This is a genomic window from Sphingomonas sp. 22R3R2A-7 (genome assembly GCF_036856055.1).
Classification (GTDB): domain Bacteria; phylum Pseudomonadota; class Alphaproteobacteria; order Sphingomonadales; family Sphingomonadaceae; genus Sphingomonas.
In genome coordinates, this window is record NZ_JASPFR010000001.1 from 839724 (window position 1) to 860918 (window position 21195).

The 21195-nt window shown below is 68.2% G+C and carries 21 protein-coding genes and 4 pseudogenes; 16 read left to right on the top strand and 9 right to left on the bottom strand.

Features of this window, described 5'->3' with window-relative positions; all coding sequences use genetic code 11:
• Nucleotides 1-37: 37 nt before the first annotated feature.
• From QP165_RS03840 to QP165_RS03860, 5 genes and pseudogenes are all read right to left on the bottom strand, one after another.
• Nucleotides 38-1648, bottom strand: coding sequence for a M28 family peptidase (locus tag QP165_RS03840; RefSeq protein WP_333993926.1), 1611 nt, complete (start codon nucleotides 1646-1648; stop codon nucleotides 38-40).
• Between the two features lie 100 nt (nucleotides 1649-1748).
• A complete protein-coding gene (locus QP165_RS03845) occupies nucleotides 1749-2561 on the bottom strand; it encodes a DUF1206 domain-containing protein (RefSeq protein WP_333993928.1) in 813 nt (270 codons plus the stop codon).
• Between the two features lie 73 nt (nucleotides 2562-2634).
• The gene (locus QP165_RS03850; protein WP_443019260.1) at nucleotides 2635-3432 is read right to left on the bottom strand and encodes an EAL domain-containing protein; all 798 of its coding nucleotides are present in this window, start codon (nucleotides 3430-3432) and stop codon (nucleotides 2635-2637) included.
• Nucleotides 3433-3594: 162 nt separating this feature from the next.
• Nucleotides 3595-4227: an ATP-binding protein gene (locus QP165_RS19950; RefSeq protein WP_443019352.1), complete on the bottom strand. Its 633-nt coding sequence runs from the start codon at nucleotides 4225-4227 to the stop codon at nucleotides 3595-3597.
• A 1-nt stretch (nucleotide 4228) separates the two neighbouring features.
• Nucleotides 4229-5136 (bottom strand): annotated as a pseudogene (locus tag QP165_RS03860) (YifB family Mg chelatase-like AAA ATPase); the annotation flags it as partial.
• Between the two features lie 86 nt (nucleotides 5137-5222).
• On the opposite strand from QP165_RS03860, the gene QP165_RS03865 reads away from it, so the two are divergent.
• The 10 genes and pseudogenes from QP165_RS03865 to QP165_RS03910 all read left to right on the top strand — a co-directional run bounded on the left by QP165_RS03865 (nucleotide 5223) and on the right by QP165_RS03910 (nucleotide 12196).
• On the top strand, nucleotides 5223-5543 hold the full coding sequence (locus tag QP165_RS03865; protein WP_333993930.1) for a hypothetical protein: 321 nt from the start codon (nucleotides 5223-5225) through the stop codon (nucleotides 5541-5543).
• An 87-nt stretch (nucleotides 5544-5630) separates the two neighbouring features.
• The gene (gene rpmH, locus QP165_RS03870) at nucleotides 5631-5765 is read left to right on the top strand and encodes a 50S ribosomal protein L34 (protein ID WP_031393806.1); all 135 of its coding nucleotides are present in this window, start codon (nucleotides 5631-5633) and stop codon (nucleotides 5763-5765) included.
• 2 nt (nucleotides 5766-5767) lie between these two features.
• A complete protein-coding gene (gene rnpA, locus QP165_RS03875; RefSeq protein ID WP_333996937.1) occupies nucleotides 5768-6145 on the top strand; it encodes a ribonuclease P protein component in 378 nt (125 codons plus the stop codon).
• 195 nt (nucleotides 6146-6340) lie between these two features.
• Nucleotides 6341-6589, top strand: a complete 249-nt coding sequence (gene yidD, locus QP165_RS03880; RefSeq protein WP_056015392.1) for a membrane protein insertion efficiency factor YidD — start codon at nucleotides 6341-6343, stop codon at nucleotides 6587-6589.
• Nucleotides 6586-8295 carry a membrane protein insertase YidC gene (gene yidC / locus QP165_RS03885; protein WP_056015394.1) on the top strand — a complete coding sequence of 570 codons (1710 nt, stop codon included), beginning with the start codon at nucleotides 6586-6588 and terminating at the stop codon, nucleotides 8293-8295. The genes yidD and yidC overlap by 4 nt, the downstream gene beginning before the upstream one ends.
• An 80-nt stretch (nucleotides 8296-8375) precedes the next feature.
• A pseudogene (yihA, locus tag QP165_RS03890) lies at nucleotides 8376-8973 on the top strand (ribosome biogenesis GTP-binding protein YihA/YsxC).
• Nucleotides 8974-9038: 65 nt separating this feature from the next.
• Nucleotides 9039-9713: a glutathione S-transferase family protein gene (locus tag QP165_RS03895; RefSeq protein ID WP_056015398.1), complete on the top strand. Its 675-nt coding sequence runs from the start codon at nucleotides 9039-9041 to the stop codon at nucleotides 9711-9713.
• Nucleotides 9710-10831 carry a succinyl-diaminopimelate desuccinylase gene (dapE, locus tag QP165_RS03900; protein ID WP_333993932.1) on the top strand — a complete coding sequence of 374 codons (1122 nt, stop codon included), beginning with the start codon at nucleotides 9710-9712 and terminating at the stop codon, nucleotides 10829-10831. The genes QP165_RS03895 and dapE overlap by 4 nt, the downstream gene beginning before the upstream one ends.
• 344 nt (nucleotides 10832-11175) lie before the next feature.
• Nucleotides 11176-11622, top strand: a pseudogene (locus QP165_RS03905) (amidohydrolase family protein); the annotation flags it as partial.
• A 118-nt stretch (nucleotides 11623-11740) separates the two neighbouring features.
• Entirely contained in the window at nucleotides 11741-12196 is a 456-nt protein-coding gene (locus QP165_RS03910) for an amidohydrolase family protein (protein WP_333996938.1), read from the top strand.
• Here the strand turns inward: QP165_RS03910 and QP165_RS03915 are convergent.
• From QP165_RS03915 to QP165_RS03930, 4 genes are read right to left on the bottom strand one after another with little or no spacing between them, the layout of a single operon-like run.
• On the bottom strand, nucleotides 12110-12889 hold the full coding sequence (locus tag QP165_RS03915) for an alpha/beta fold hydrolase (RefSeq protein WP_333993934.1): 780 nt from the start codon (nucleotides 12887-12889) through the stop codon (nucleotides 12110-12112). The two genes, QP165_RS03910 and QP165_RS03915, sit on opposite strands and share 87 nt — an antisense overlap.
• A gap of 42 nt (nucleotides 12890-12931) precedes the next feature.
• On the bottom strand, nucleotides 12932-14236 hold the full coding sequence (locus QP165_RS03920; RefSeq protein ID WP_333993936.1) for a CitMHS family transporter: 1305 nt from the start codon (nucleotides 14234-14236) through the stop codon (nucleotides 12932-12934).
• A 22-nt stretch (nucleotides 14237-14258) separates the two neighbouring features.
• On the bottom strand, nucleotides 14259-15764 hold the full coding sequence (locus tag QP165_RS03925) for an OprO/OprP family phosphate-selective porin (RefSeq protein WP_333993938.1): 1506 nt from the start codon (nucleotides 15762-15764) through the stop codon (nucleotides 14259-14261).
• Nucleotides 15761-16816 carry an ABC transporter substrate-binding protein gene (locus QP165_RS03930; protein ID WP_333993940.1) on the bottom strand — a complete coding sequence of 352 codons (1056 nt, stop codon included), beginning with the start codon at nucleotides 16814-16816 and terminating at the stop codon, nucleotides 15761-15763. Before QP165_RS03930 ends, QP165_RS03925 begins: the two co-directional genes overlap by 4 nt.
• A 127-nt stretch (nucleotides 16817-16943) precedes the next feature.
• On the opposite strand from QP165_RS03930, the gene QP165_RS03935 reads away from it, so the two are divergent.
• From QP165_RS03935 to QP165_RS03960, 6 genes and pseudogenes are all read left to right on the top strand, one after another.
• Nucleotides 16944-17597: a response regulator transcription factor gene (locus QP165_RS03935; RefSeq protein ID WP_333993942.1), complete on the top strand. Its 654-nt coding sequence runs from the start codon at nucleotides 16944-16946 to the stop codon at nucleotides 17595-17597.
• A 55-nt stretch (nucleotides 17598-17652) separates the two neighbouring features.
• A pseudogene (locus tag QP165_RS19955) lies at nucleotides 17653-18029 on the top strand (sensor histidine kinase N-terminal domain-containing protein); the annotation flags it as partial.
• Between the two features lie 333 nt (nucleotides 18030-18362).
• On the top strand, nucleotides 18363-18983 hold the full coding sequence (locus QP165_RS19960; protein WP_443019353.1) for a sensor histidine kinase: 621 nt from the start codon (nucleotides 18363-18365) through the stop codon (nucleotides 18981-18983).
• 82 nt (nucleotides 18984-19065) lie between these two features.
• Nucleotides 19066-19785 carry a response regulator gene (locus QP165_RS03950; RefSeq protein ID WP_333993944.1) on the top strand — a complete coding sequence of 240 codons (720 nt, stop codon included), beginning with the start codon at nucleotides 19066-19068 and terminating at the stop codon, nucleotides 19783-19785.
• The gene (locus QP165_RS03955) at nucleotides 19782-20024 is read left to right on the top strand and encodes a hypothetical protein (RefSeq protein ID WP_333993945.1); all 243 of its coding nucleotides are present in this window, start codon (nucleotides 19782-19784) and stop codon (nucleotides 20022-20024) included. Before QP165_RS03950 ends, QP165_RS03955 begins: the two co-directional genes overlap by 4 nt.
• Nucleotides 20021-21154, top strand: coding sequence for a sensor histidine kinase (locus QP165_RS03960; RefSeq protein WP_333993947.1), 1134 nt, complete (start codon nucleotides 20021-20023; stop codon nucleotides 21152-21154). Before QP165_RS03955 ends, QP165_RS03960 begins: the two co-directional genes overlap by 4 nt.
• Nucleotides 21155-21195: the final 41 nt, after the last annotated feature.

A 21195-nucleotide genomic window follows, 5' to 3' on the forward strand; every position in this document is an offset into this window, starting at 1 on the left:
AAATATGCACCGGCGCGCGGAGATTTCAGCAGTGATCTCAACGGCGTTCGGCATCCGTTTTCGCGCGCTCGATCTGGAACGCCTCGCCTGCGTTCCACACTGGCCACGACCGTCCCTGCGCGACCTCGCGGCCCAGCGCATAGGCGACGCTGCCCTCCTGCGCTGCGCCGGTGAGATCCCAGCGCGCATCATATTCGTCGCAGGTCTGGTGATAGCATCGCGCATTGAACGCACTCCGCTTCGCCTCGCCCGCCGCCGCACCGCCATCGACCAGATCGCGGCCGGCGCGGAAATACACGCCGGGCACGCCCTTCTGCGCCAGCGCGTAATGATCCGAGCGATAGAACCATCCCGCCTCCGTGTTTTCCTCGGGCACGATCCGCAGCCCCTGCGCCGCCGCGACCCGCGCGAGGTCCGCCTCCATCGGCGTCCGTCCGACCCCGATCAGTTCGAGATCGCGTGTACGGCCGAGCACGACGTGCGGATCGAGGTTGAACTGCGCGGCCGTCGTCGCAAGCGGCAGGACGGGATGATCGGCGTACCAGCTCGCCCCGAGCAGCCCCTTTTCCTCCGCCGTCCACAGCGCGAACACCACCGACCGGCGTGGTCGCGCGGCGCCGGCGTAGGCCCGCGCGATCTCAAGCAGCGTGGCGGTACCCGTCCCGTTGTCGATCGCGCCGTTGCGGATCCGGTCCGCGGGCGGGTCGAACGCGTTCTCGCCATATGCATCCCAGTGCGCGCCATAGAGGATGCTGCCCGCGGCGGGATCGGTTCCGGGCAGCACGCCGACGACATTGTGGCTCTCGACATGCTCGATCCGTGTCTCGACGCGCGCCGAGAATGCTGCGCCCTTGAGCTCGATCGCCGCAAAGTCCGCACGCTGCGCGGACCGCTTGGCCGCGGCATAGTCGAGCCCGCCCTGCTTGAGCAACGCGACGCCGATATCGTTCCGGATGTTGCCGCGCACCCCGAAGGCGGGCGGGACCGCGCCGGTATCGAGCGCATAGCCGGGGACCGCATCGCCATTGGCGATCTGGAGCCAGGGATAGCTCGCCGGAAACGTCTCGTGGATCGTCAGGAACGCCGCCGCGCCGCGCTTCTGTGCCTCGTTCAGCTTGGTCCGTGCGGCGGGGCTCGATGCGCGCCCGCCAAATCCGAGGTCGCGCCCGGCCTCGACATCGGGATCGCCCGCAAGCGCCACGACGACTTTGCCGCGAACGTCGACACCGCGATACGGGTCATAGCCGAGCTTGGGCTCGACCACGCCGTAGCCCACGAACACGATCGGCACCGTGTCGAGTTGCGTCGCGCCAACGATCCGCGACGAGGCGGCGATCTCGACGCCGGGGTTCAGCGTGACATCGCGGCGACCGAGCCTGAGCCTGAACGCTGCGCTGTCACGCGTCCAGCGCAGCAGTGGCACGCGCTGGCGGAAGCTGGAGCCGGCGCCCGCCTTCAGTCCCAACTGCCTGAACCGCGCCTCGAGGAAGTCGAGCGTGATCGGCTCGCCGGACTGCGTCGGGCCACGGCCATGGAAGGAATCGTCGCTGAGCGTGCGAATATCGGCCTTGATCCGGTCCGCGGACAGGATGGGCGGGCCAGGATCGGCGGCAGCGGTCAGCAGCAACAGCGGAAGAAGTCTTTTCATGCGTGCAAATTGCCCTCGAAACGGCCCGGGAACAAGCGGTGATCGGTCAACTTCACTGTCTTGTCAGCGATTTAATCGGGCTGCTCTATCGAGCCGCGGATCATCCCGGGATACGGACGCGAACCCGGCGGAAGCGCGCTTCGATGAAGCTGTAGACGCCGAACAGTCCCAGCCCGATGCCGGTCGCCGCGAGCAGCCACTTCCCGCCCGGCTGATCCTGCAGCATCGCCAGCGCATCGGCCATGCCGCCCGCCTCGGTGGCGTGCGACTGCCATGCCGCCACGGCGAAGAACCCCGCGACGATCGCGAACACGACCGCGCGCGCGCCATAACCCAGCCGACCCATCGTGCAGACATAGGAGGGCAGCGACGAATCATTGTGCAGGTCGCGGATGAAATCACCCTTCCACGCCTTTTTCGCCTGCATCAGCGCTGCCGCGAGGATGCCGATAGCGACTGCCGCGACGAGGAACCGCCCGAGCGGAACGGACAACAGCCACGCGGTCCAGTCGCGTGCGCTGTCGTCGCCGGGCGATCGGCCGCCCGAGCCCGTCGCCGGATGCAGCGCCAGCCGCGCCGCCGTCCACGCCAGGATCAGGTGCGCGACGCCGCTGACGACATGCCCGATCCGTTTCACCGCACCCTTGGCATCCTGCATGATCCGCTCCGGATCCGCGATCGCCTCGGTCAACCGCCATATCGCATAGCCAAGCAGCCCCGCTGCCACGATCGCGAGGATCACCACGCCCAGCTTCTCGTCCGCGAGCGACCCGATCGCGCCCTGATTGTCGGCAATCGTCCCGCCGCGCATCGCCGCATCGACCGCGAACCAGCCGACCAGCAGGTACACCAGGCCGCGCGCGGCAAAGCCAAGCCGCGCAAGCTGCGTCGCGCGTGCATCCGAAATCGTCACCGCATTCCCCCGGTTCGTTACGCGTGCACAACACTCGGCATGACGCGACGTTCCGGCAAGGATCGGACGGGCCCTAGTCGCCCCAAGCCGCGACCGGCGGCAGGGCGCCTGTTTCGGGCTTCGCGAAAAGATACCCCTGACACAACCGCACGCCGAGCGCGCGCAACGTCGCGAGTTCGCCGGGTGTCTCGATCCCCTCGGCGAGCGGCTCGATCCCGAGGTCCGCGCCGAGCGCGACCACCGCCGCAACGATCGAGCGCTTGACCGCCGACGTATCGATGCCGCGGATCAGCATCATGTCGAGCTTGATGACGTCGGGATGCAATTCCGCGAGCAACCCGAGCCCGGCATAGCCCGCACCGAAATCGTCGATCGCGGTCGTGAAACCCTGCGCGCGGTAGGCCGCGATGATCCGGCGGACATGCGCGACGTCCTGCATCCGCTCGTTCTCGGTGAATTCGAACATCAGGTTGCGCTTGTCGAACCCGACGCGTGCCGCCGCCGCCAGCGTCGCGCGGATGCACGCATTGGGCTCGTACACCGCGTTCGGCATGAAATTGATCGACAGCTTGATGTCGCCGCCGGGTACGAACAGCGCACCGGCCATCTCGACCGCCCGGACCCGGCACGCTTGGTCGAACGCATAGATCATGTCCGCCGAAACCCGGTCGAGCACCGTCTGCGCGCCCTCGCCACCGGCACCGCGAACCAGCGCCTCATACGCCCAGATCTTGCCGGTCAGGATGTCGATGATTGGCTGAAACGCCATCGTGAAGCCGAAGGGCACCCCGCCTCCGCTCCGGCAGGCGCCGCAACGCTGCGTACCGCCTGCAGCGTTCTGCGCATTCCGCCCGACGGCGACACGGTCCATGAAGCTCATCGTCAATTCCAGGCGCACGTCGGCGAAATACGGTCATGAGGAACGGCGCGACCACGCCCCGCACTTTGTGAATGCAACTCATGTATATTGCTTGGATTAATAAACCGTCTTGGCGATGGCCCAGCCTTGTGCGCCCGCGGTCGCAATCCCGGATCAGTTGACGGGGGGCTTGCGACGATAGCTCAGCGCCTCGGCGATATGGATCCGTGTCACCTCGGGCGCGGCGGCGAGATCGGCGATCGTCCGGCCGACGCGGAGGATCCGCGTATAGCCGCGCGCGGTCAGCCGCATCGCCTCCGCCGCCTGCGCGAGCAGCTTGCGACCCGCAGCATCGGGTGTCGCAACGGCATCGAGGACGGGGCCATCCGCCTCGGCATTGGTCCGCACGAGATGATCCCGATAGCGCTCGACCTGAACCGCGCGCGCTGCGGCGACGCGTGCACCGACCACTGCCGATCCTTCGCCTGCGGGCGGCATCACCAGATCGGCCGCCGTCACCGCCCTGACCTCGACGTGCAGGTCGATCCTGTCGAGCAGCGGCCCCGACACCTTGGCCTGATAGTCCGCAGCGCAACGCGGCGCGCGTGCGCAGGCGAGGCTCGCATCCCCCAGATGTCCGCATCGGCACGGGTTCATCGCGGCGATCAACTGGACGCGGGCTGGAAACGTCACGTGCGCATTGGCGCGCGCAACGCTGATCGTACCGGTCTCGAGCGGTTGGCGCAGCGAGATCGAGCACCGCGCGCTGAAATTCCGGGAGTTCGTCGAGGAACAGCACGCCGAGATGCGCGAGGCTCACCTCGCCCGGCTTGACCTTGAGCCCGCCCCCGTGAGCGCCGCCATCGAGGCCGAGTGATGCGGCGCGCGAAACGGTCGCGTGCGCGTCAGCCGTCCGCCCGTCAGCGTCCCCGCGACCGACTGGACCATCGACACCTCGAGTGCCTCGGCCGCATCGAGCGGGGGCAGGATTCCCGGCAGGCATGCGGCCATCAGCGACTTGCCCGACCCGGGTGGACCGCAAAGAAGAAGATTGTGCCCGCCCGCCGCCGCGATCTCGAGCGCGCGCTTGGCGGTCTCCTGCCCGCGCACCTGCGCGAGATCGGGCCCTGCCGCGGCGGCGTCGACGGTTCCGGGCTCGGGCGCACGCAACAGGCCATGGCCTTTGAAATGATTGATCAGCGCGAGCAGATCGGGCGCTGCGATCACGTCGACCGAACCGGCCCAGGCCGCTTCCGCACCCTGCGACGCCGGGCATATCAGCCCCTTGCCGATCTGCGACGCGTGGAGGGCCGCGAGCAGGACACCGGGTGACGCCGTGATCCGCGCGTCGAGCCCCAGTTCGCCAACGACGACATAATCGGCGAGCATTTCGGCGTCGATCACCCCCATCGCCGCGAGCAATGCGAGCGCGACAGGTAGATCGAAATGCGATCCTTCTTTCGGAAGATCGGCCGGCGACAGGTTCACCGCGATCCGTTTCGGCGGCAGCGCGAGCCCCATCCCGGCGATCGCGCCGCGCACACGTTCGCGGCTTTCGCCGACGGCCTTGTCGGCCAGCCCGACGAGATTGAACGCAGGAAGTCCGGGAATCAGCTGGACTTGCACCTCGACCGCGCGCGCTTCCAACCCAAGATACGCCACCGTCGACACGATCGCAGCCACTGCGTTTCCCCCGCAACGCCGCGTTTTTGCCACGTCCTGTGCTATTCATACCGGAATGTGCATCCCCGCAATGCCTCCTGGCCTTGCGCCGTCTTGCGATCCTAACACACCAGCGCCAAATGCCGCCCGTGACCGTCATCCGCCCCCGCGTCTTCCGTATCGGCCAGCTTGCACTTGGCGGCCTGCTGATCGTCATTGCCCCTGCGCTCGCGCCCGTGCCCGGGCCGGCGGGAATATTCCTGTTCGCCGGGGGTATGGTGCTCGTGCTGCGCAATTCGCCGCGCGCCCGACGCCGCTGGGCACGGCTGAAGCGGCGCTGGCCGCGAACGGGGCATCTCGTCGACCGTGTCATGCGTCGGCGAAGCGCGCTGCGCCGCCACACCCGCAGCAAGGCCTCGCCGGCCGGATCATCCACGCTACAAACGCGAAGCGTCAATTGACTTACCCGCCCCGTTTCCGTAAGCGCCCACCCATCAAGGCCGTCCCCGTGGCGGCCGTTTTCTATTTGATGACCTAGGGAATGACCAATGAAGCGGACCTTTCAGCCGAGCAACCTGGTACGCGCACGCCGTCACGGCTTCCGCGCACGGATGGCGACGGTCGGCGGCCGGGCAGTGATCCACGCACGCCGCGCCCGCGGTCGCAAGAAGCTGTCGGCCTAACAATTCTCGACAAACGCCGCGATTTTCTCGCGGCGAATGCGGGGAAGCGCGCGCCGATGCCGGGATTCGTCCTGCTCATGCGCCCCCGCGACGACGGTGACGACACGATGCAGATCGGCTTCACCGTCACCAAGAAGATCGGCAACGCCGTCGTCCGGAACCGCATGAAACGGCGGTTGCGGGCGCTGGCGCGTGAGCTGTTGCCGGAACGCGGCATCGCTGGGGCGGATCACGTGCTGATCGGCCGCAATGGCGGGGTCGAACGCGATTACGCGCTGTTGCGGACCGAGCTGGGCAAGGCGTTCCGCAAGGTAACGCCACAAGCCGCTCCCGATACCACCCCGACGAAGGCCGGGGCCCAAATGGGAAAGCGGCCGTGACCACGCGCCGCCATTGGTTACTCGGCGCCGCCAATTGGGCCCCGGCCTCCGCCGGGGTAGTGCGTGGGTATGGGTGGCGTGGCGCCCAAAGCGTCACCTCCCCCGTGTCGTGTTCTCCCGCGAAGGCGGGAGCCCAGCCTGGGTCCCCGCCTTCGCGGGGAAACAAAATTGGGGCAGGATTGCCCCGGCTGCAGCATGCTAGCCCGCCTCCTCATCCTCATCGCGCGCGGCTGGCAACTCGGCCCTTCGCTCGTCCTGCCGCCCACCTGCCGCTACGATCCTTCGTGTTCCGCCTATGCAATCGAGGCCGTTGGGCGCTATGGCGCGCTCAAGGGGGGCTGGTTGGCGGCGAAGCGTATCGCTCGCTGCCATCCGTGGGGCGGGCATGGACCCGACCCAGTCCCAGAGCTGAAGCCTGAGAAATTGAAAGACGCCGCCCTGTGAAAGACGACAAGCAGAATTTCGTGCTGTTCGCGGTGATCGCGGCGCTCATCCTGTTCGGATGGCCGATGATCCAGGGCAAGTTCTTCCCCACCGCAAATCCCCCGGTCACCAAGATCGAGGGTGGCAAGACCAAGCCGCTCGCGAACCCCGCCGCGGATCCCGCCGCTGACGGTGCCGCCGCGATCGGTGACCGCACCGCCGTCATCGCGAGCACGCCGCGCATCCGCATCGAGACGCCTCGCGTCTCCGGCTCGATCAACCTCAAGGGCGCGCGGATCGACGATCTCGTGCTCAAGGGCTATGACGAGACGGTCGCGAAGAACTCGCCCCCGATCCGCCTGTTGTCGCCTGCGGGCGCACCCGATGCCTATTTCGCGAGCTTCGGCTGGCGTGCGCAGGGTCTGACCCCGCCCGCTGCCGACGCCGTCTGGACGCCCTCGGGCGCAACCACGCTGACGCCCACCACCCCCGTCACGCTCGACGCGACCAACGCCACCGGTCAGCGCTTCCGCATCCAGATCGCGGTCGACCAGGATTACATGTTCACGGTCCGCCAGACCGTCCTGAACGCCGGGACCGCGCCCGTCCCCGTCGCGACCTATGGCCTCGTCAACCGCGTCGGCATCTCGAAGGATCCGTCGTCGATGACGATCCATGTCGGGCCGATGTCGGTCGACAATGGCGGCGCACACTATCGTCCCGACTACAAGGACATCGACGAGGCGCCGCAGAAGTTCACGACGACCGGCGGCTGGCTCGGCTTTACCGACAAATACTGGCTGACTGCGATCATCCCCGACCAGGGCCAGGCGTTCGACGGCCAGTTCCGCGCGGGTGCAAACAAGGCCTATCAGGCCGACTACGCACTCCAGCCCAAGCAGGTCGCACCGGGCCAGGCGATCACGCAGGTCTCGCGCTTCTTTGCCGGCGCCAAGGAAGTCCGCCTGCTCGATCGCTACACCGATCAGGCCGGCGGCGTCGCCAAGCTCGACTATGCGATCGACTGGGGCTGGTTCCGGATCGTCGAGAAGCCGATCTTCTACTATCTCGACTGGCTGTACCGCACGGTCGGCAATTTCGGCCTCGCGATCATCCTGCTGACGGTCACGATCCGCGGCCTGCTGTTCCCGATCGCGCAGCGCCAGTTCAAGTCGATGGCGGCGATGCGCGCGGTCCAGCCCAAGGCGAAGGCGCTGCAGGAGAAGCACAAGGACGACAAGCTCCGCCTCCAGCAGGAGACGATGGCGCTGTACAAGGCCGAGGGTGTCAATCCGCTCGCGGGTTGTGCGCCGACGCTGCTCCAGATCCCGATCATGTACGCACTGTACAAGGTGCTGATGCTGACGATCGAGATGCGTCACCAGCCGTTCGTCGCGTGGATCAAGGATCTGTCCGCACCCGATCCGCTGACGCCGCTCAACCTGTTCGGTCTCCTCGCCTTCACGCCGCCGCACTTCATCGCGATCGGCGTCGTGCCGATCATCCTCGGCATCAGCATGTACTTCCAGTTCAAGCTGAACCCGACGCCGATGGACGACACGCAAAAGCAGGTCTTCGCGCTCCTCCCCTGGGTGCTGATGTTCGTGATGGCGCCGTTCGCGGTCGGCCTCCAGGTCTACTGGATCACGTCGAACTGCCTGACGATCATCCAGCAAAAGCTGCTCTACGCCCGGCATCCGGGTCTGAAAGTTCCGGTGACCAAGTGAACGACGTCCCTAATCTCGGCCCCGATCTCGAGCAGACCGACGCGCCGTTTACCGCGGAGCAGCTCGAGCATGCGCGCAAGCTGTTTGCCGGGCATGTCGGCTTTCTGAAGTCCGCGCCGACGCTCGAATTCCTGCCCGATGCGACGGTGCCGGAGGTGGCGTTTGCGGGGCGGTCGAACGTCGGCAAGTCGTCATTGCTCAATGCGCTGACGGGCCGCAATTCGATGGCGCGTACGTCGAACACGCCGGGCCGCACGCAGGAGCTGAACTTCTTCGACGTCGGCGCGCCGCTCGCGTTCCGTCTCGTCGACATGCCGGGCTATGGTTTCGCCAAGGCGCCCAAGGACGTCGTCAAGAAGTGGCGATTCCTGATCAACGACTTCCTGCGCGGCCGCGACGTGCTCAAGCGCGCGCTCGTGCTGATCGATCTCGCGCCACGGCATCAAGGATGTCGACCGCGAGATCCTCGAGATGCTCGACAAGGCCGCGGTCAGCTACCGCATGGTCCTGACCAAGGCGGACAAGATCAAGGCGTCCGAACTCGTCGAGGTCACCGAGCGCACCGCGCTGGAGGCCCGCAAGCGCCCCGCCGCGCATCCCGACATCCTCGTCACGTCGAGCGAATACGGCATGGGCATCCCCGAACTGCGCGCGGCAGTGGTCGAAGCGGTCAGCTAACGCCCGCACGTTTGGCGGGGCCGCAGAGATTGCCCTCGCCCGTCCGGCCCGCTAGTCCCCGGGCCATGAAACTCGTCATCGGAAACAAGGCCTATTCCTCCTGGTCGCTCCGCGGCTGGCTCGCGTGCAAGCACTCCGGGCTGCCTTTCGAAGAGGTCGTCGTGCCGATGTACGACGCCGACTGGGAAAAGCGCCGGCAGGGTGACGAGTTCGCGCCCTCGTCGGGCAAGGTACCCATCCTGTGGGACGGCGAGGCCGTCGTGTGGGACAGCCTCGCGATCGTCGACTATCTCGCGGACAAGGTCGGTCGCGACCGGTTCTGGCCCGCCGACGAAGCGGCGCGGGCGATGGCGCGCTCGATGGCGGCGGAAATGCACTCCAGCTTCGCCGCGCTTCGCAAGAAGCACAGCATGAACGTCCGGCAGATCTTCCCGGCGCAGCGTCCCGACGACGACGTGCTCGTCGATCTGCAGCGGATCATGGAACTCTGGGCGCAGGCGCGTGCGCGATTCGGCGGCGACGGGCAGTTCCTGTTCGGGCAATTCGGCGCGGCGGACATCATGTTCGCCCCCGTCGTCACGCGGATCGTGACCTATCAGCTTCCGATCGCCCGCTTCGCGCAGGGCTATATGCAGGCGATGTTCGAACACCCCTTCATGCAGGACTGGATCGCCGGTGCGCAGGAAGAGGAATGGGTGATCGAGCAATATGAGCAGCCCGCGTCGAGCCCGACGCGATGATCGATCCGCTGGCGCTGGCGCAGGCGCTGCTCGCGGCGGACAGCGTCACGCCGGCACGGGGCGTCGTGTTCGACGTTCTCGAGGCGGCATTGCGCCCGATCGGCTTTGCGATCGACCGGTTCGTCGTCGGCGAGGCGCCCGACGGCCCCGTCGAGAACATGCTCGCGATCCGGACGGGCAGCGGCCCGCATCTGGCATTTGCCGGGCATCTCGACGTCGTGCCGCCCGGCGATGGCTGGACCGGGTCACCCTGGTCCGCCGATGTCCGTGACGGGCTGCTGTACGGCCGCGGCGCGGTCGACATGAAGGGAGCGATCGCCGCCTTCGCCGCCGCCGCCGGCCGCAGCGACGCCGGCACGCTCTCGCTGATCATCACCGGCGACGAGGAGGGGCCCGCGACGTTCGGGACGCGCGCGCTGATCGACCGGATGGTCGCGCGCGATGTCGTCCCCGATCTGTGCATCGTCGGCGAGCCGACCTCGACCGCAAGACTGGGCGACGTCATCAAGATCGGCCGGCGGGGTTCGGTCAATATCTGGATCGAGGTCCCCGGGCGGCAGGGCCATGTCGCGTATCCGCATCTGGCGGACAATCCGATCCCGCGCCTGATCGCGATCCTCGCCGACATCGGCGCGATCGAGCTCGACCGCGGCAATGCCTGGTTCCAGCCGTCGAACATCGAGGTGACCGACCTCACCGTCGGCAATCCCGCGCACAACGTGATCCCAGCCAAGGCGAGCGCACGACTGAGTATCCGGTTCAACGACGAACACCGCGGCGCCGACCTGATCGACCGGATCGCTGCGGTGGCGGCGCGCCATGACCCTGCTGCGCAGGTCACCGGGCGGATATCGGGCGAGGCGTTCCTGACCGAGCCCGGCGCTTTGTCGACGATGCTGTCCGGCTCGATCGAAGCGGTCACGGGTGTCGTGCCGGAACTCTCGACGACCGGCGGCACGTCGGACGCGCGGTTCCTGTCGAAGCTGTGCCCGGTGGTCGAGTTCGGACTGATCAACGCGACGATGCACAAGGTCGACGAAGCCGTCGCGGTCGACGACCTGATCATGCTGACGGATATCTACGCAAACATGATCGAGCGTGCGATGAGCGGTTCCTGATCGCGACGACGATCGCGAGGAATGGCTCGAACTGGGGGATGGACATGATCAAGGCATTGCTGCTCGGACTGGCGACGACGGTCGCGACATCGGCGCTGGCGCAGACGCCGCCCCCAGCGCCCTCGCGAACGAGCTACATACAGGCAGGCGCGGTGCTCGATCGCCCGGGCCAGCCGCCGCGCGGGAATACCACGATCGTGGTCCGCGACGGCAAGGTCGCGGAGCTGCGCGACGGGTTCGTTGCTGCCGAGCCCGGCGCCACGCTGATCGACCTGCGCAACGCGTTCGTCCTGCCCGGGATGGTCGACATGCACGTGCATCTCTGGGGGATCGGTGGCGACCCGATGCGCGCGCGGCTCGAGGCGCTCAACCGCGACCGGTTCGACGACGAGATGACCGCGGTCGCCAACGCCCGCACCACGCTTGCGGCGGGGTTCACCTCCGTGCGCGATCTCGGCGGCGACCCGCGCGGCATCAGGGCGCTGCGCGACGCGATCGACGCCGGCGCGGTCGAGGGTCCCACGATCACCAACGCCGGCGAAATGATCTCGGTCACCGGCGGGCACGGCGATGGCGGCAACGGTCTGGCGGAGGAATTCGCCGACATGGTGCATGCGAAGGAGGTCAACCTGTGCGACGGCCCCGACGATTGCCGCCGTGCGGTGCGTGCACAGGTCGCGCTGGGCGCCCGCGTCATCAAGTTCGCGGCGACCGGCGGCGTGCTGTCCAACGTCAGCGGCGGTCTCGGCCGGGCGATGACGCCTGAGGAAATGCGCGCGATCATCGACACCGCGCACACGCTCGGTCGCAAGGTCGCGGCGCACAGCCACGCGATCGAGGGCACGCGCGCCGCGCTGGAGGCAGGCGTCGATCTCGATCGAGCACGGCACGTTCCTCGACGACGAGACGATCCGGCTCTTCAAGGCCAAGGGCGCGTATCTGGTGCCGACCGAGATCGCGCCGGTCGCCGCGCTTGCGCAGGCGCGCGGCGGGGCGTTGCCGCCCGCGACGATCGTCAAGGCCGAGTCCGCCGCCGCAGCGATGGCGGCGAGCCACCGCCGCGCCTATGCCGCGGGGGTCAAGGTCGCGTTCGGCACCGACACCGGGGTGTCGAAGCACGGCGACAACGCGACCGAATTCGCGCTGCTCGTGCGGAACGGGCTGACCCCGGCGCAGGCGATCGCCGCGGCCACGGTCGGTGCCGCGGACCTGCTGGGTCGCGACGATATCGGCACGCTCGCACCGGGCAAGACCGCCGACATCATCGCCGTCACCGGGTCACCGCTTCAGGACGTCACCCGGCTCGAACATGTCGCGTTCGTGATGCACCGCGGTACCGTCGCAACGCAGAAACCGATCAGCTGACACCGGGCGTGGACCGCGGCCGTCGAAGCCGGCGGGGCCCCCGCCCAGCCAGCCACGCAGGAGCATCGTCACCTCCCCGGGGCGTTCCATCGGCGACAGATGGCCGCACGCGCGCAGGATGTGGAACGCCGCGCCCGGGATACGCGCGGCCAGCGCCTTGGCATCGTCGGGGGAGCAGATCCGGTCGCGGTCGCCGACCGCCACCAGGGTCGGCACGCGGATCGCGGCGATCGCCTCGGTGATGTCGGGACGCGCGAGCAGCGCCTCCTGCTGGCGGTCGAACACGCCTGGTCCGACCCGCTCCGCCATCGCCTGCACGGGCCCGCTGACGATTGCCGAGAGCTGCGGATCGGCGTGGGGCGCGGTGGCCAGCGACCCCTGATCGGCGACGGACCGCGGTCGCGCCTCCATCGATGCGCGCGTCCCGAACAGGGCGATCCGCGTGACGCGATCGGGCGCCTGCCGGATGATCTCCATCGCGACATAGCCCCCGAGGCTCACGCCGGCGACCGCGAACCGTGGCGGCGCGTCCGCCAGCACCCGCGCCGCCATCGCGTGAATGCTGGTGTCCCGCGACAGATCGCCGAACTCGGGGTGGGCCAGATCGCCCAGGTCCATGATCTGGCGCGACCAGAGCCGGCCGTCGCAGCCCATTGCGGGCAGCAGCATCAAGGGTTCGAGATGTCGTTCCATCGCTGGACTCCGGTGTCGGGACAAGGGGCGCGCAAGCTCGGCTCAGCCTGCGACGAACGGGAAGGCGAGCGCGATGATCCCCACCAGCGTCATCACCGCGCAGACCATCACCGCGGGGAGCAGCGTGAAGCGCTGGTGATCCGCGAGATCGATCCCGGCGAGGCTGACGAGCAGATAGGTCGACGGCACCAGCGGGCTGAGCAGATGGACTGGCTGTCCCATCAGCGACGCACGCGCGATCGCCATCGGCGAGACACCGTAATGCGCGCCCGCCTCGGCGAGGATCGGCAGCATCCCGAAATAGAAGGCGTCGTTCGAGATGAAAAAGGTGAACGGCAGGCTCAGCACCGCGGTGATCGGCGCCATATAGGGGCCGAACGCGGGCGGGATCGCGCCCACCACTTCCTTGCTCATCGCCTCGACCATGCCGGTTCCGCCGAGGATGCCGGTGAAGATGCCCGCGGCGAAGATCAGCGACACCACCGACAGGACGTTCCCCGCATGCGCGGCGATCCGCTCCTTCTGCTCGGCGACGCCGGGATAATTGACGATCATCGCGATCGCGAACGCGATCATCATCAGGACCGACAGCGGCAACACGCCCCAGACCAGCAGCGTCAGCAGCGTGACGACGAGCAGGCCGTTGAACCAGATCAGCCTTGGCCGGCGCGCTTCGGGATATTGCGATACCGCCATGCCCGTGAATTCGGCCTCGTCACGCACCTGGACCGCACCGATCCGCGCGCGTTCCTTGCGCCCGAACCAGACCGCCAGCGCCAGAAGGCTGACGAGCCCGGCGATCATCCCCGGGATCAGCGGCAGGAACACCGTCGCCGGGTCGAGCTTCAGCGCACTTGCCGCGCGCGCGGTCGGCCCACCCCATGGCGTAAGATTCATGATCCCGCTCGTCGCCATCAACAGGCAGCACAGGTACAGCCGGTTCATGTCGTAGCGCTTGTACAGCGGCAGCAGCGCGGCGATCGTGATGATGTACGTCGTCGATCCGTCCCCATCGAGGCTGACGAGCGCGCACAGCACGACCGAACCAAGCAGGATCCGCGTCGGGTCGCCGTGCACCATCCGGATCAGGCGCCCGACCAGCGGATCGAACAGGCCGGTGTCGGTCATCGTCGAGAAGAACAGGATGGCGAACAACAGCATCACGCCGGTCGGGGCGAGGTTCTTGATCCCGTCGATCATCATGTCGCCGAGACCCGCCGCCTGTCCGGCGACGACGCCGAAGATCGTCGGGATGACGATCAGCGCGACCAGCGGCGTCATCCGCTTGGTCATGATGAGTGTCATGAAAGTGGCCACCATCAGGAAGCCAAGCAAAGCCAGGTTCATGCGAGCAATCCTTGTGGGGGAGTTAGAAGGTCACCGCGACGCGCGCGCTGACGGTCTCGCCATCGTCGCTGCCGATGACGGCGCCGCTGCGGTTGTCGGTATTCCAGTGGATCGCGTTGACCTGCAGCCGGGTGAAGCTGTTGAGATACCAGTTGACGCCGAGCGTCCCTGCCCATCCCTCGCCACCGGTCAGCAGATCGGTGTAATCGAGGCTTTCATAGCGTCCGGTCAGCTCGATCGCGCCCGGCCCGCCGTCGAAGGTGGGGCGCTTGACCTTGGGCTGGCCGAAGCTGCCCAGTCGCGGGTTGTAGGGCGGCAGGTCGCCCGTCAGGAAGAACCCGCCCGACAGGCTCCACGCCTTGCTCGTGAAATCAGGGCGTCCGGCATCGAGCCGCGCGTCGCGCCGCCCCGCCTCCGCCATCAGCCACAACGGCCCGCGATAGCCGCCGAGCTCGAGCCCGTAGCCGGTCGTTCCGGTTCCACCGATCAACGGCCCCGTCGACACGCGCAGGCCGCCGTTGAAGCGACCACCGATCACGGTGTTGCGCGTCAGCGTGGTCGCGGCCGGGGACAGCGACTCGTCGAACCCCCAGGCGCCGAGATGCAGCACCGCGCTGTCGGTCTTGATCGGGTTCCAGTGCGCACGGGCGAGCACGGTGCGGCCGTCGCTGACCGCCTGCGTGCCGTCGACACGGTCGCCGGTGACCGTCAGCGACGCGTGCCCAGTCTTCCAGAACAGGCGGGGCATGATGCCGATGCCATAGAAACCACGCTGCGGAATGATCGCGGTCGCGACCGTCGTGCGCTCGAGGAACGGTGTCGAGTCCGACCCGGTCGAGCCCTCGAACCCGCGGTCGTTGAACAGATGCCCGGCGCGCACGTCGTAATCGAGCCCCGGCTTGATCCGGTCGCGCCAGCCCATGAACGCGGTCACGACATCGACCTCGTTCTCCGAAAAGTCCGCTTCCATCTGATAGAAGAAGTGCGTTCCGACCCCGCCTTCGAGGCCGAGGCGCAGCGCGCGCATGCCCGTGGTCGTCAGGTTGCGCGTGTCCGATTTCGACCCGAACGACGAACTTACATCGGCAAGAATGCGGCCGCGGGGCTTGAACGTGTAGACGCCGTCGGCCGAGTGGAACACCGGCAGGCCCGCCCCCCATTCGGTGGTGATGCCCGAGGGATTGTCGCGCGCGGCGGCGGCCTGCGCGACGTCGCGATCGGCAGGGCCCGGCGGCACGAGCTGCGGCGCGAACGGGATCGTTCGCCGCGGGTCCGGCGTCGCCTGCGCGACCGCGACGGGCGGTGTCGTCGGGGTGGTTGTCGGTGTCGGCGCCGTCGTCACGGGGGCCGGCGACGCGGCAGCGACCTGCTGCCCCTCGATCCGGTCGAGCCGGGCTTTCAGCGCAGCGATTTCCGCCGCCTGCGCGCGGACGAGATCGGCAAGATCCGCCTGGCTCGGCGTCTGTGCCAAGGCAGGAGTGGCGACTGCGAGTGCAATCACTGCACAGCCGGTACGCAACAGGGTCATCGGGAAGCTCCGGAAAGGGTCGCCTGCCAGTCGCGAAGGAAGCGCTGACGGGTGATGTGATCGAGATTGACGAGCAATTGCGGCCCGACGCGGATCGGCCGCGCCTGCACGCTCGGCAGGCGACGCGCGCGCACGTCGGTGCGCACCGGCCACAGGCTGCGCTCGGCGAGAAGCGTCTGGCCGCGGCGGGACAGCAGGAAGTCGAGAAACAGCTTGGCGGCGGCCGGCGCACGCGCGTTGCGGGCGATGAATGCGATGCGCGACGTGACGATGGTGTAGTCGGTGGGGAACACCACGCCGAGCCGGCGATCGCGCTTCGCCTGCTCCAGCGCATAGGAGCCGATGACGTTGTACGCGATCGCCTGGCGCCCTGCGGCGACCGCGGCGAGCATCGGCTCGGTCGTTGCCGAGAGAACGGGCTTGGTCGCCGCGATCGCCTGGAAAAGCGCACGGCTGTCGCGGGTGATCGCCAGATCCTCCGCCATGTACAGATAGCCGACATTCGAGCGGGCCGGATCGAAGGTCGTCACGCGGCCGGTGAACACGGCGCGTCGCTGTCGCAGCACCGCCTCGAGCGCGGCATGGCTGCGCGGCATCGCGGCGTCGGGGATCAGCCGGCGATTATAGACGATCCCGATCGGCTCGGCGGTGACGCCATAGCCCATGTTCTTCCACACGGACCGTGCCGGGAGCGCAGGCTTTTCGGGGCTCGCATAGCCTTGCGCGAACCCGTCGTTGATGAGCTTGACCTGCAGATCCATCGCCGACGACCAGACCAGGTCCGCGGACGGGCGACGGGCCCGCGTCTCGGCGACCAGCCTGCGGTAGATTTCGGCCGAGCCGAGATCGGCATAGCGCACCGCTATTCCGGGATAGGTCCGCCTGAACGCCGCGACCACCGTGACGAGTTCGCTGCGGTCGGCATTGCCGTAGACGGTCAGCACGCGCTCGGCCCGCGCATCGGCGATCAGCGCGTCATAGGAGCGCGGATAGCCGACCGGGCGCTGCGCCACGGCATGGCCCGGCTGGGCTGCGCCAACCGCCAACATCATCAGAAATAGGATCTTTCGCATCCCGGCTCCTCTCGCTTTTCCGCTTCTGTGCTCGGATAAGCCTGACGATGCGATACAAGCCCGACCTGTCAGCAACCTTTCACCGCCGGTCGTCATGCGAATCCTGATGATCGAGGACGATGCCGCGCTCGCCCGCAGCATCGGCGCGCTCCTTCGTGCGGACGGCCATGCGGTCGATCACTGCGCGAGCGGCGAGGAGGCGCTGACGCTGGTGTCGAGCGAGCCCTATGCGCTCGTGATCCTCGACGTCGGCCTTCCCGATATCGACGGATTCGTCGTGCTCGAACGGATGCGACGCACCGGCGAGCGAGTCCCCGTGCTGATGCTGACCGCGCGTGACGGGCTCGACGACAGGGTACGCGGGCTCGACCTCGGCGCGGACGACTATCTGCGCAAGCCGTTCGAACCCGAGGAACTCGAAGCGCGCGTCAGGGCGCTGGGCCGACGACGCGGCGGCGATCCGGTGCCGATGGTCACGATCGGCGCGCTGACGCTCAACCGGTCGACCGGGCATGCCGAGGTCGCGGGTCGCGTGCTCGACCTGCGGCGTCGGGAATGGGCGGTGCTCGACGCGCTCGCGACGCGGGCGGGACAGGTGGTCCCGCGCGACCTGTTGCTCGCCGAGGTCTTCGGCTTCGACGAGCCCGTCGGGCCCAATGCAATCGAGGTCAACGTCACGCGACTGCGCAGCAAGCTCGGCGATGCCGGGCCTCAGATCCGGACGATCCGCGGTGTCGGCTATCTGATCGATGCGGGATAGCCGCGGCAGTCCACTACGGCGCGCGATCGCGCTCCGGACACGGCTGTTGCTCGCGATGGTCGGGCCGCTGGTCGCCGTTGCGATCCTGCTCGGGCTGGCAGGTGCGACGCTGATCGCCGACGTCGTGCGCCGCACCAACGACCGCGTGCTCGCCGGAGCGCTCGGCGCGATTGCCGAGACGGTGCAGGTCGAACGCGGCGACGTCACGCTCGACCTTCCCCCGCCGCGTTCGGGATGCTGGAGAACAGCGAGCGTGACAACGTCTATTACCGGATTGCCGAAGGCGACACGTTGCTTACCGGCTATGCCGACCTGCCCGCTCCCCGCCCGAACGACCTGACGATCGACGAGCCGCGCTTTCGCTTCGCCAGCTACCGCGGACAGCGCATCCGTATTGCCGAAGTCCGCCGCGCCTTGCCCGCGATCGATCGCCCCGTGGTGGTCCAAGTCGCCGAGACGCTCGACGGCCGCAGCGCGTTGTCGCGGCGCCTCATGATCGCGCTGCTCGTCGGCGAGATCCTCCTGGTGGGGATCGCGGTGCTGCTCGTGCGCCCCGCGCTCGGGTGGAGCCTGCGGCCGCTCTCGCGGCTGCGGGGCGCGGTCGAGGCACGTGACGGACGAGCCGCGCCCGATCTGTCGCCGCTGGAAACCGGTCCGCTGCCGCTCGAGCTGCGCCCGCTCGCCACCGCGTTCGACCGGCTGCTCGCGCAGCTCGACACCGCCACCGCCGCGACCCGACGCTTCACCGCGGACGCCTCCCACCAGATGCGCACCCCGCTGGCGGTGCTCAAGGTCCAGGTCGCGCTCGCCCGCCGGGGGTCGAGCGAAGCGCTCGACGAGATCGCGGATGCGAGTGCACGGCTCGAACGCCTGCTTACCCAGCTGCTGGCGCTGGCGCGTGCGGAGGAAGCCGGCGCGTCTGCCCCGCTCGAACGCGTCGACCTGCGCGAGGTCGCGGTCCGCGTCATCAGCCGGCATATCGGGCAGGCTATCGACGCCGATGTCGAGCTCCAGCTCGAGGCGGAAGCCGGGCCGGTGATGGTCACCGGTCACCGCACGCTGATCGTCGAGATCGTCGGCAACCTCGTCGACAACGGCATACGCTATAATCGTCGTGGCGGCATGGTGACGGTGGCGATCGCGCCCGCAGGCGACGTGCCGGGCGACGAAGTGACGCTTTCGGTGCGCGATGATGGCCCGGGGATTCCACGCGCTGACCGCGACCGCGTGTTCGATCGCTTCATACGGCTGGAGGCGGGCGACGGTGCCGAGGGCAGCGGCCTTGGACTGGCGGTCGTCCGCTCCGCCGCCACGCGGATCGGTGCGACCATCGCACTCGAAGATGCCGCACCCGGTCTGATCGTCCGCCTCCGCTTTCCCCGCTAGGCGACGCCGCGAACGCGCGCATCGCCACGCGGATCGAATTCGTGAAACATTCGGCACACATAAGCGGCATAAAGCGACGACGATGACCAGCAATCCGCCCCTGCCTGCCGAAACGATCCTGCTCATCGTCGACGACGACCAGGCCATCCGTACCCTGCTGGCCGACAGCCTCGGCATGCACGGCTTCCGCGTGGAGACCGCGGCGAATGCGCTGGACATGGATGTGATGCTCGCACGACATCCCGTCTCGCTGGTCCTGCTCGACATCATGATGCCCGGCGAGGATGGCCTGTCGGCATGCCGTCGCCTCAGCCAGAAGGGCGGCCCCCCGATCGTTCTGCTGAGCGCGCTCGGCGAGGAGCCCGACCGGATCCTGGGGCTGGAGATCGGCGCGAGCCATTACCTCACCAAGCCGTGCAGCCCGCGCGAAATCCTCGCCACCGTCCGCGCCGCGCTTCGGCAACGCACCGATGCCGACACCCGGGCGAGCCGCGCGTTCGGGTTCCTTGGCTGGCGCGTCGACTTTGCCGCGCACGAACTGTTCGACGCGGACGGCATGTTCGTCGACCTGACCGATGGCGAATTCGCCGTCCTGCGCGCCTTTGTCGAGCGTCCGCGCCGCGTCCTGGCGCGTGACGCGCTGCTCGAGGCGGCGCGCGGCCCCGATACCGAAGCCTATGACCGCGCGATCGACGTGCAGGTCAGCCGGCTGCGACGCAAGCTCCGGTCGCGGGGTGACGAGGTCATCCGCACGATCAGGAACGAGGGCTATTTCTTCGTGCCCCGGGTCGTCCGGCTGTGAGTTCCGCGAGCGGACCAAACGCGGCCACCCGCCTGACCACCGCGCGTCTGCGGCAGCGCTGGCCCCTCTTCCTGCGCATCTTCGTGCTGATCCTCGGTACGGTCCTGCTCGTCCAGGTGCTCAACTTCGCCGCGGTGCTGCTGGTGCCGCCCCCACGCCGATCGTCTATTCGACGAGCCGGATCGCCGCGGTTGCGCGCGCCGGGCGCGACCCGTCGGCATTGCTGGCAGTCCGGATGACCGACGAGGCGCCGATCGAGCCGGGCGATGCGCGCGACCGCCGGCTTGCGCGCATGATCGCCGCGGATCTCGCTCTCCCCGCCAGCGCGGTCGTCGTCGAGGCGCGTCACTATGGACCGCCGCTGATGGTCGGCGCGTTCCGGACGCCGATGCCGATGGGCGTGCCCAGGCTGCCCCGGCAGTTTGCGGTCGACAACGGGCTGTTCGGCCAGTTTGCGGTCTCGATCCGCGCGTCGGGCGACCGGTGGCGCGTGATCCGTCCCGCGCGGGAGTCGTTCGGCCCCTGGCAGGCACGGATCGTGCTGTGGTTCCTCGTCGCGGTAGCCGTCGCAGCGCCGATCGCCTGGCTGCTCGCGCGTCGGGTCGCGCAGCCGATCGCGTTGTTTTCCGCTGCGGCGGAGCGTCTCGGGCGCGACCCGCGTGCACCGCCGATGCCGCTGTCGGGATCCCCCGAGATCCGGGACGCGGCGACCGCGTTCAATCTCATGCAGGAACGGCTCAATCGCTATGTCGAGGACCGGACGACGCTGATCGCGGCGGTCGCGCACGATCTGCGCACGCCGTTGATGCGTCTGTCGCTGCGGCTGGAAAAGGCCCCCGCCGACATCCGCGACGCGACCGAGGAAGACATCAGGGACATGAGCCAGCGGATCGGCGCGGCGATGGCGTTCGTCCGCGACATGACCCGCGATGTCCGTCGCCAGCGGCTCGATCTGCGATCGCTGGCCGAGAGCATCACCGACGATTTCGCCGACCACGGCGATCAGGCGGTCCTTCAGCCCGGGCCACCGCTTGCAATCCATGGTGACGCGCCCGCGCTGAAGGCGTTGCTTGCGAACCTGATCGGCAACGCGGTCAAATATGCCGGCCACGCCGAGGTACGGCTCCACCGCGAGCACGACACCGCGATCGTCGAGGTCAGCGATGCCGGTCCCGGGATGACGCCCGACGACCTGGCGCGGGCGTTCGAACCGTTCTTCCGCGCCGAGCGCTCGCGCAGCCGGGATACCGGCGGCATCGGGCTGGGCCTGCCCAGCGTGCGCGCCGTCGCGCGGGCGCATGGCGGCGAGGCGACGATCACCAACCGGCCCGGTGGCGGCCTCGTCGCGCGCGTCGTATTGCCGACATGATGCGGCGGCATAGCAAGCCCCTCCCCTCTTGCGCAGGACAG

Coding starts and splice junctions, on each gene's coding strand:
- QP165_RS03950 (WP_333993944.1), top strand. CDS start 19,066: ATGACCAGCAATCCGCCCCTGCCTGCCGAAACGATCCTGCTCATCGTC.
- QP165_RS03895 (WP_056015398.1), top strand. CDS start 9,039: ATGAAACTCGTCATCGGAAACAAGGCCTATTCCTCCTGGTCGCTCCGC.
- QP165_RS03960 (WP_333993947.1), top strand. CDS start 20,021: ATGACCGACGAGGCGCCGATCGAGCCGGGCGATGCGCGCGACCGCCGG.
- QP165_RS19960 (WP_443019353.1), top strand. CDS start 18,363: ATGCGCACCCCGCTGGCGGTGCTCAAGGTCCAGGTCGCGCTCGCCCGC.
- QP165_RS03850 (WP_443019260.1), bottom strand. CDS start 3,432: ATGGACCGTGTCGCCGTCGGGCGGAATGCGCAGAACGCTGCAGGCGGT.
- QP165_RS03920 (WP_333993936.1), bottom strand. CDS start 14,236: ATGAACCTGGCTTTGCTTGGCTTCCTGATGGTGGCCACTTTCATGACA.
- yidD (WP_056015392.1), top strand. CDS start 6,341: ATGCTAGCCCGCCTCCTCATCCTCATCGCGCGCGGCTGGCAACTCGGC.
- rpmH (WP_031393806.1), top strand. CDS start 5,631: ATGAAGCGGACCTTTCAGCCGAGCAACCTGGTACGCGCACGCCGTCAC.
- QP165_RS03840 (WP_333993926.1), bottom strand. CDS start 1,648: ATGAAAAGACTTCTTCCGCTGTTGCTGCTGACCGCTGCCGCCGATCCT.
- QP165_RS03915 (WP_333993934.1), bottom strand. CDS start 12,889: ATGGAACGACATCTCGAACCCTTGATGCTGCTGCCCGCAATGGGCTGC.
- QP165_RS03935 (WP_333993942.1), top strand. CDS start 16,944: ATGATCGAGGACGATGCCGCGCTCGCCCGCAGCATCGGCGCGCTCCTT.
- dapE (WP_333993932.1), top strand. CDS start 9,710: ATGATCGATCCGCTGGCGCTGGCGCAGGCGCTGCTCGCGGCGGACAGC.
- QP165_RS03930 (WP_333993940.1), bottom strand. CDS start 16,816: ATGATGTTGGCGGTTGGCGCAGCCCAGCCGGGCCATGCCGTGGCGCAG.
- QP165_RS03865 (WP_333993930.1), top strand. CDS start 5,223: ATGCCGCCCGTGACCGTCATCCGCCCCCGCGTCTTCCGTATCGGCCAG.
- QP165_RS03925 (WP_333993938.1), bottom strand. CDS start 15,764: ATGACCCTGTTGCGTACCGGCTGTGCAGTGATTGCACTCGCAGTCGCC.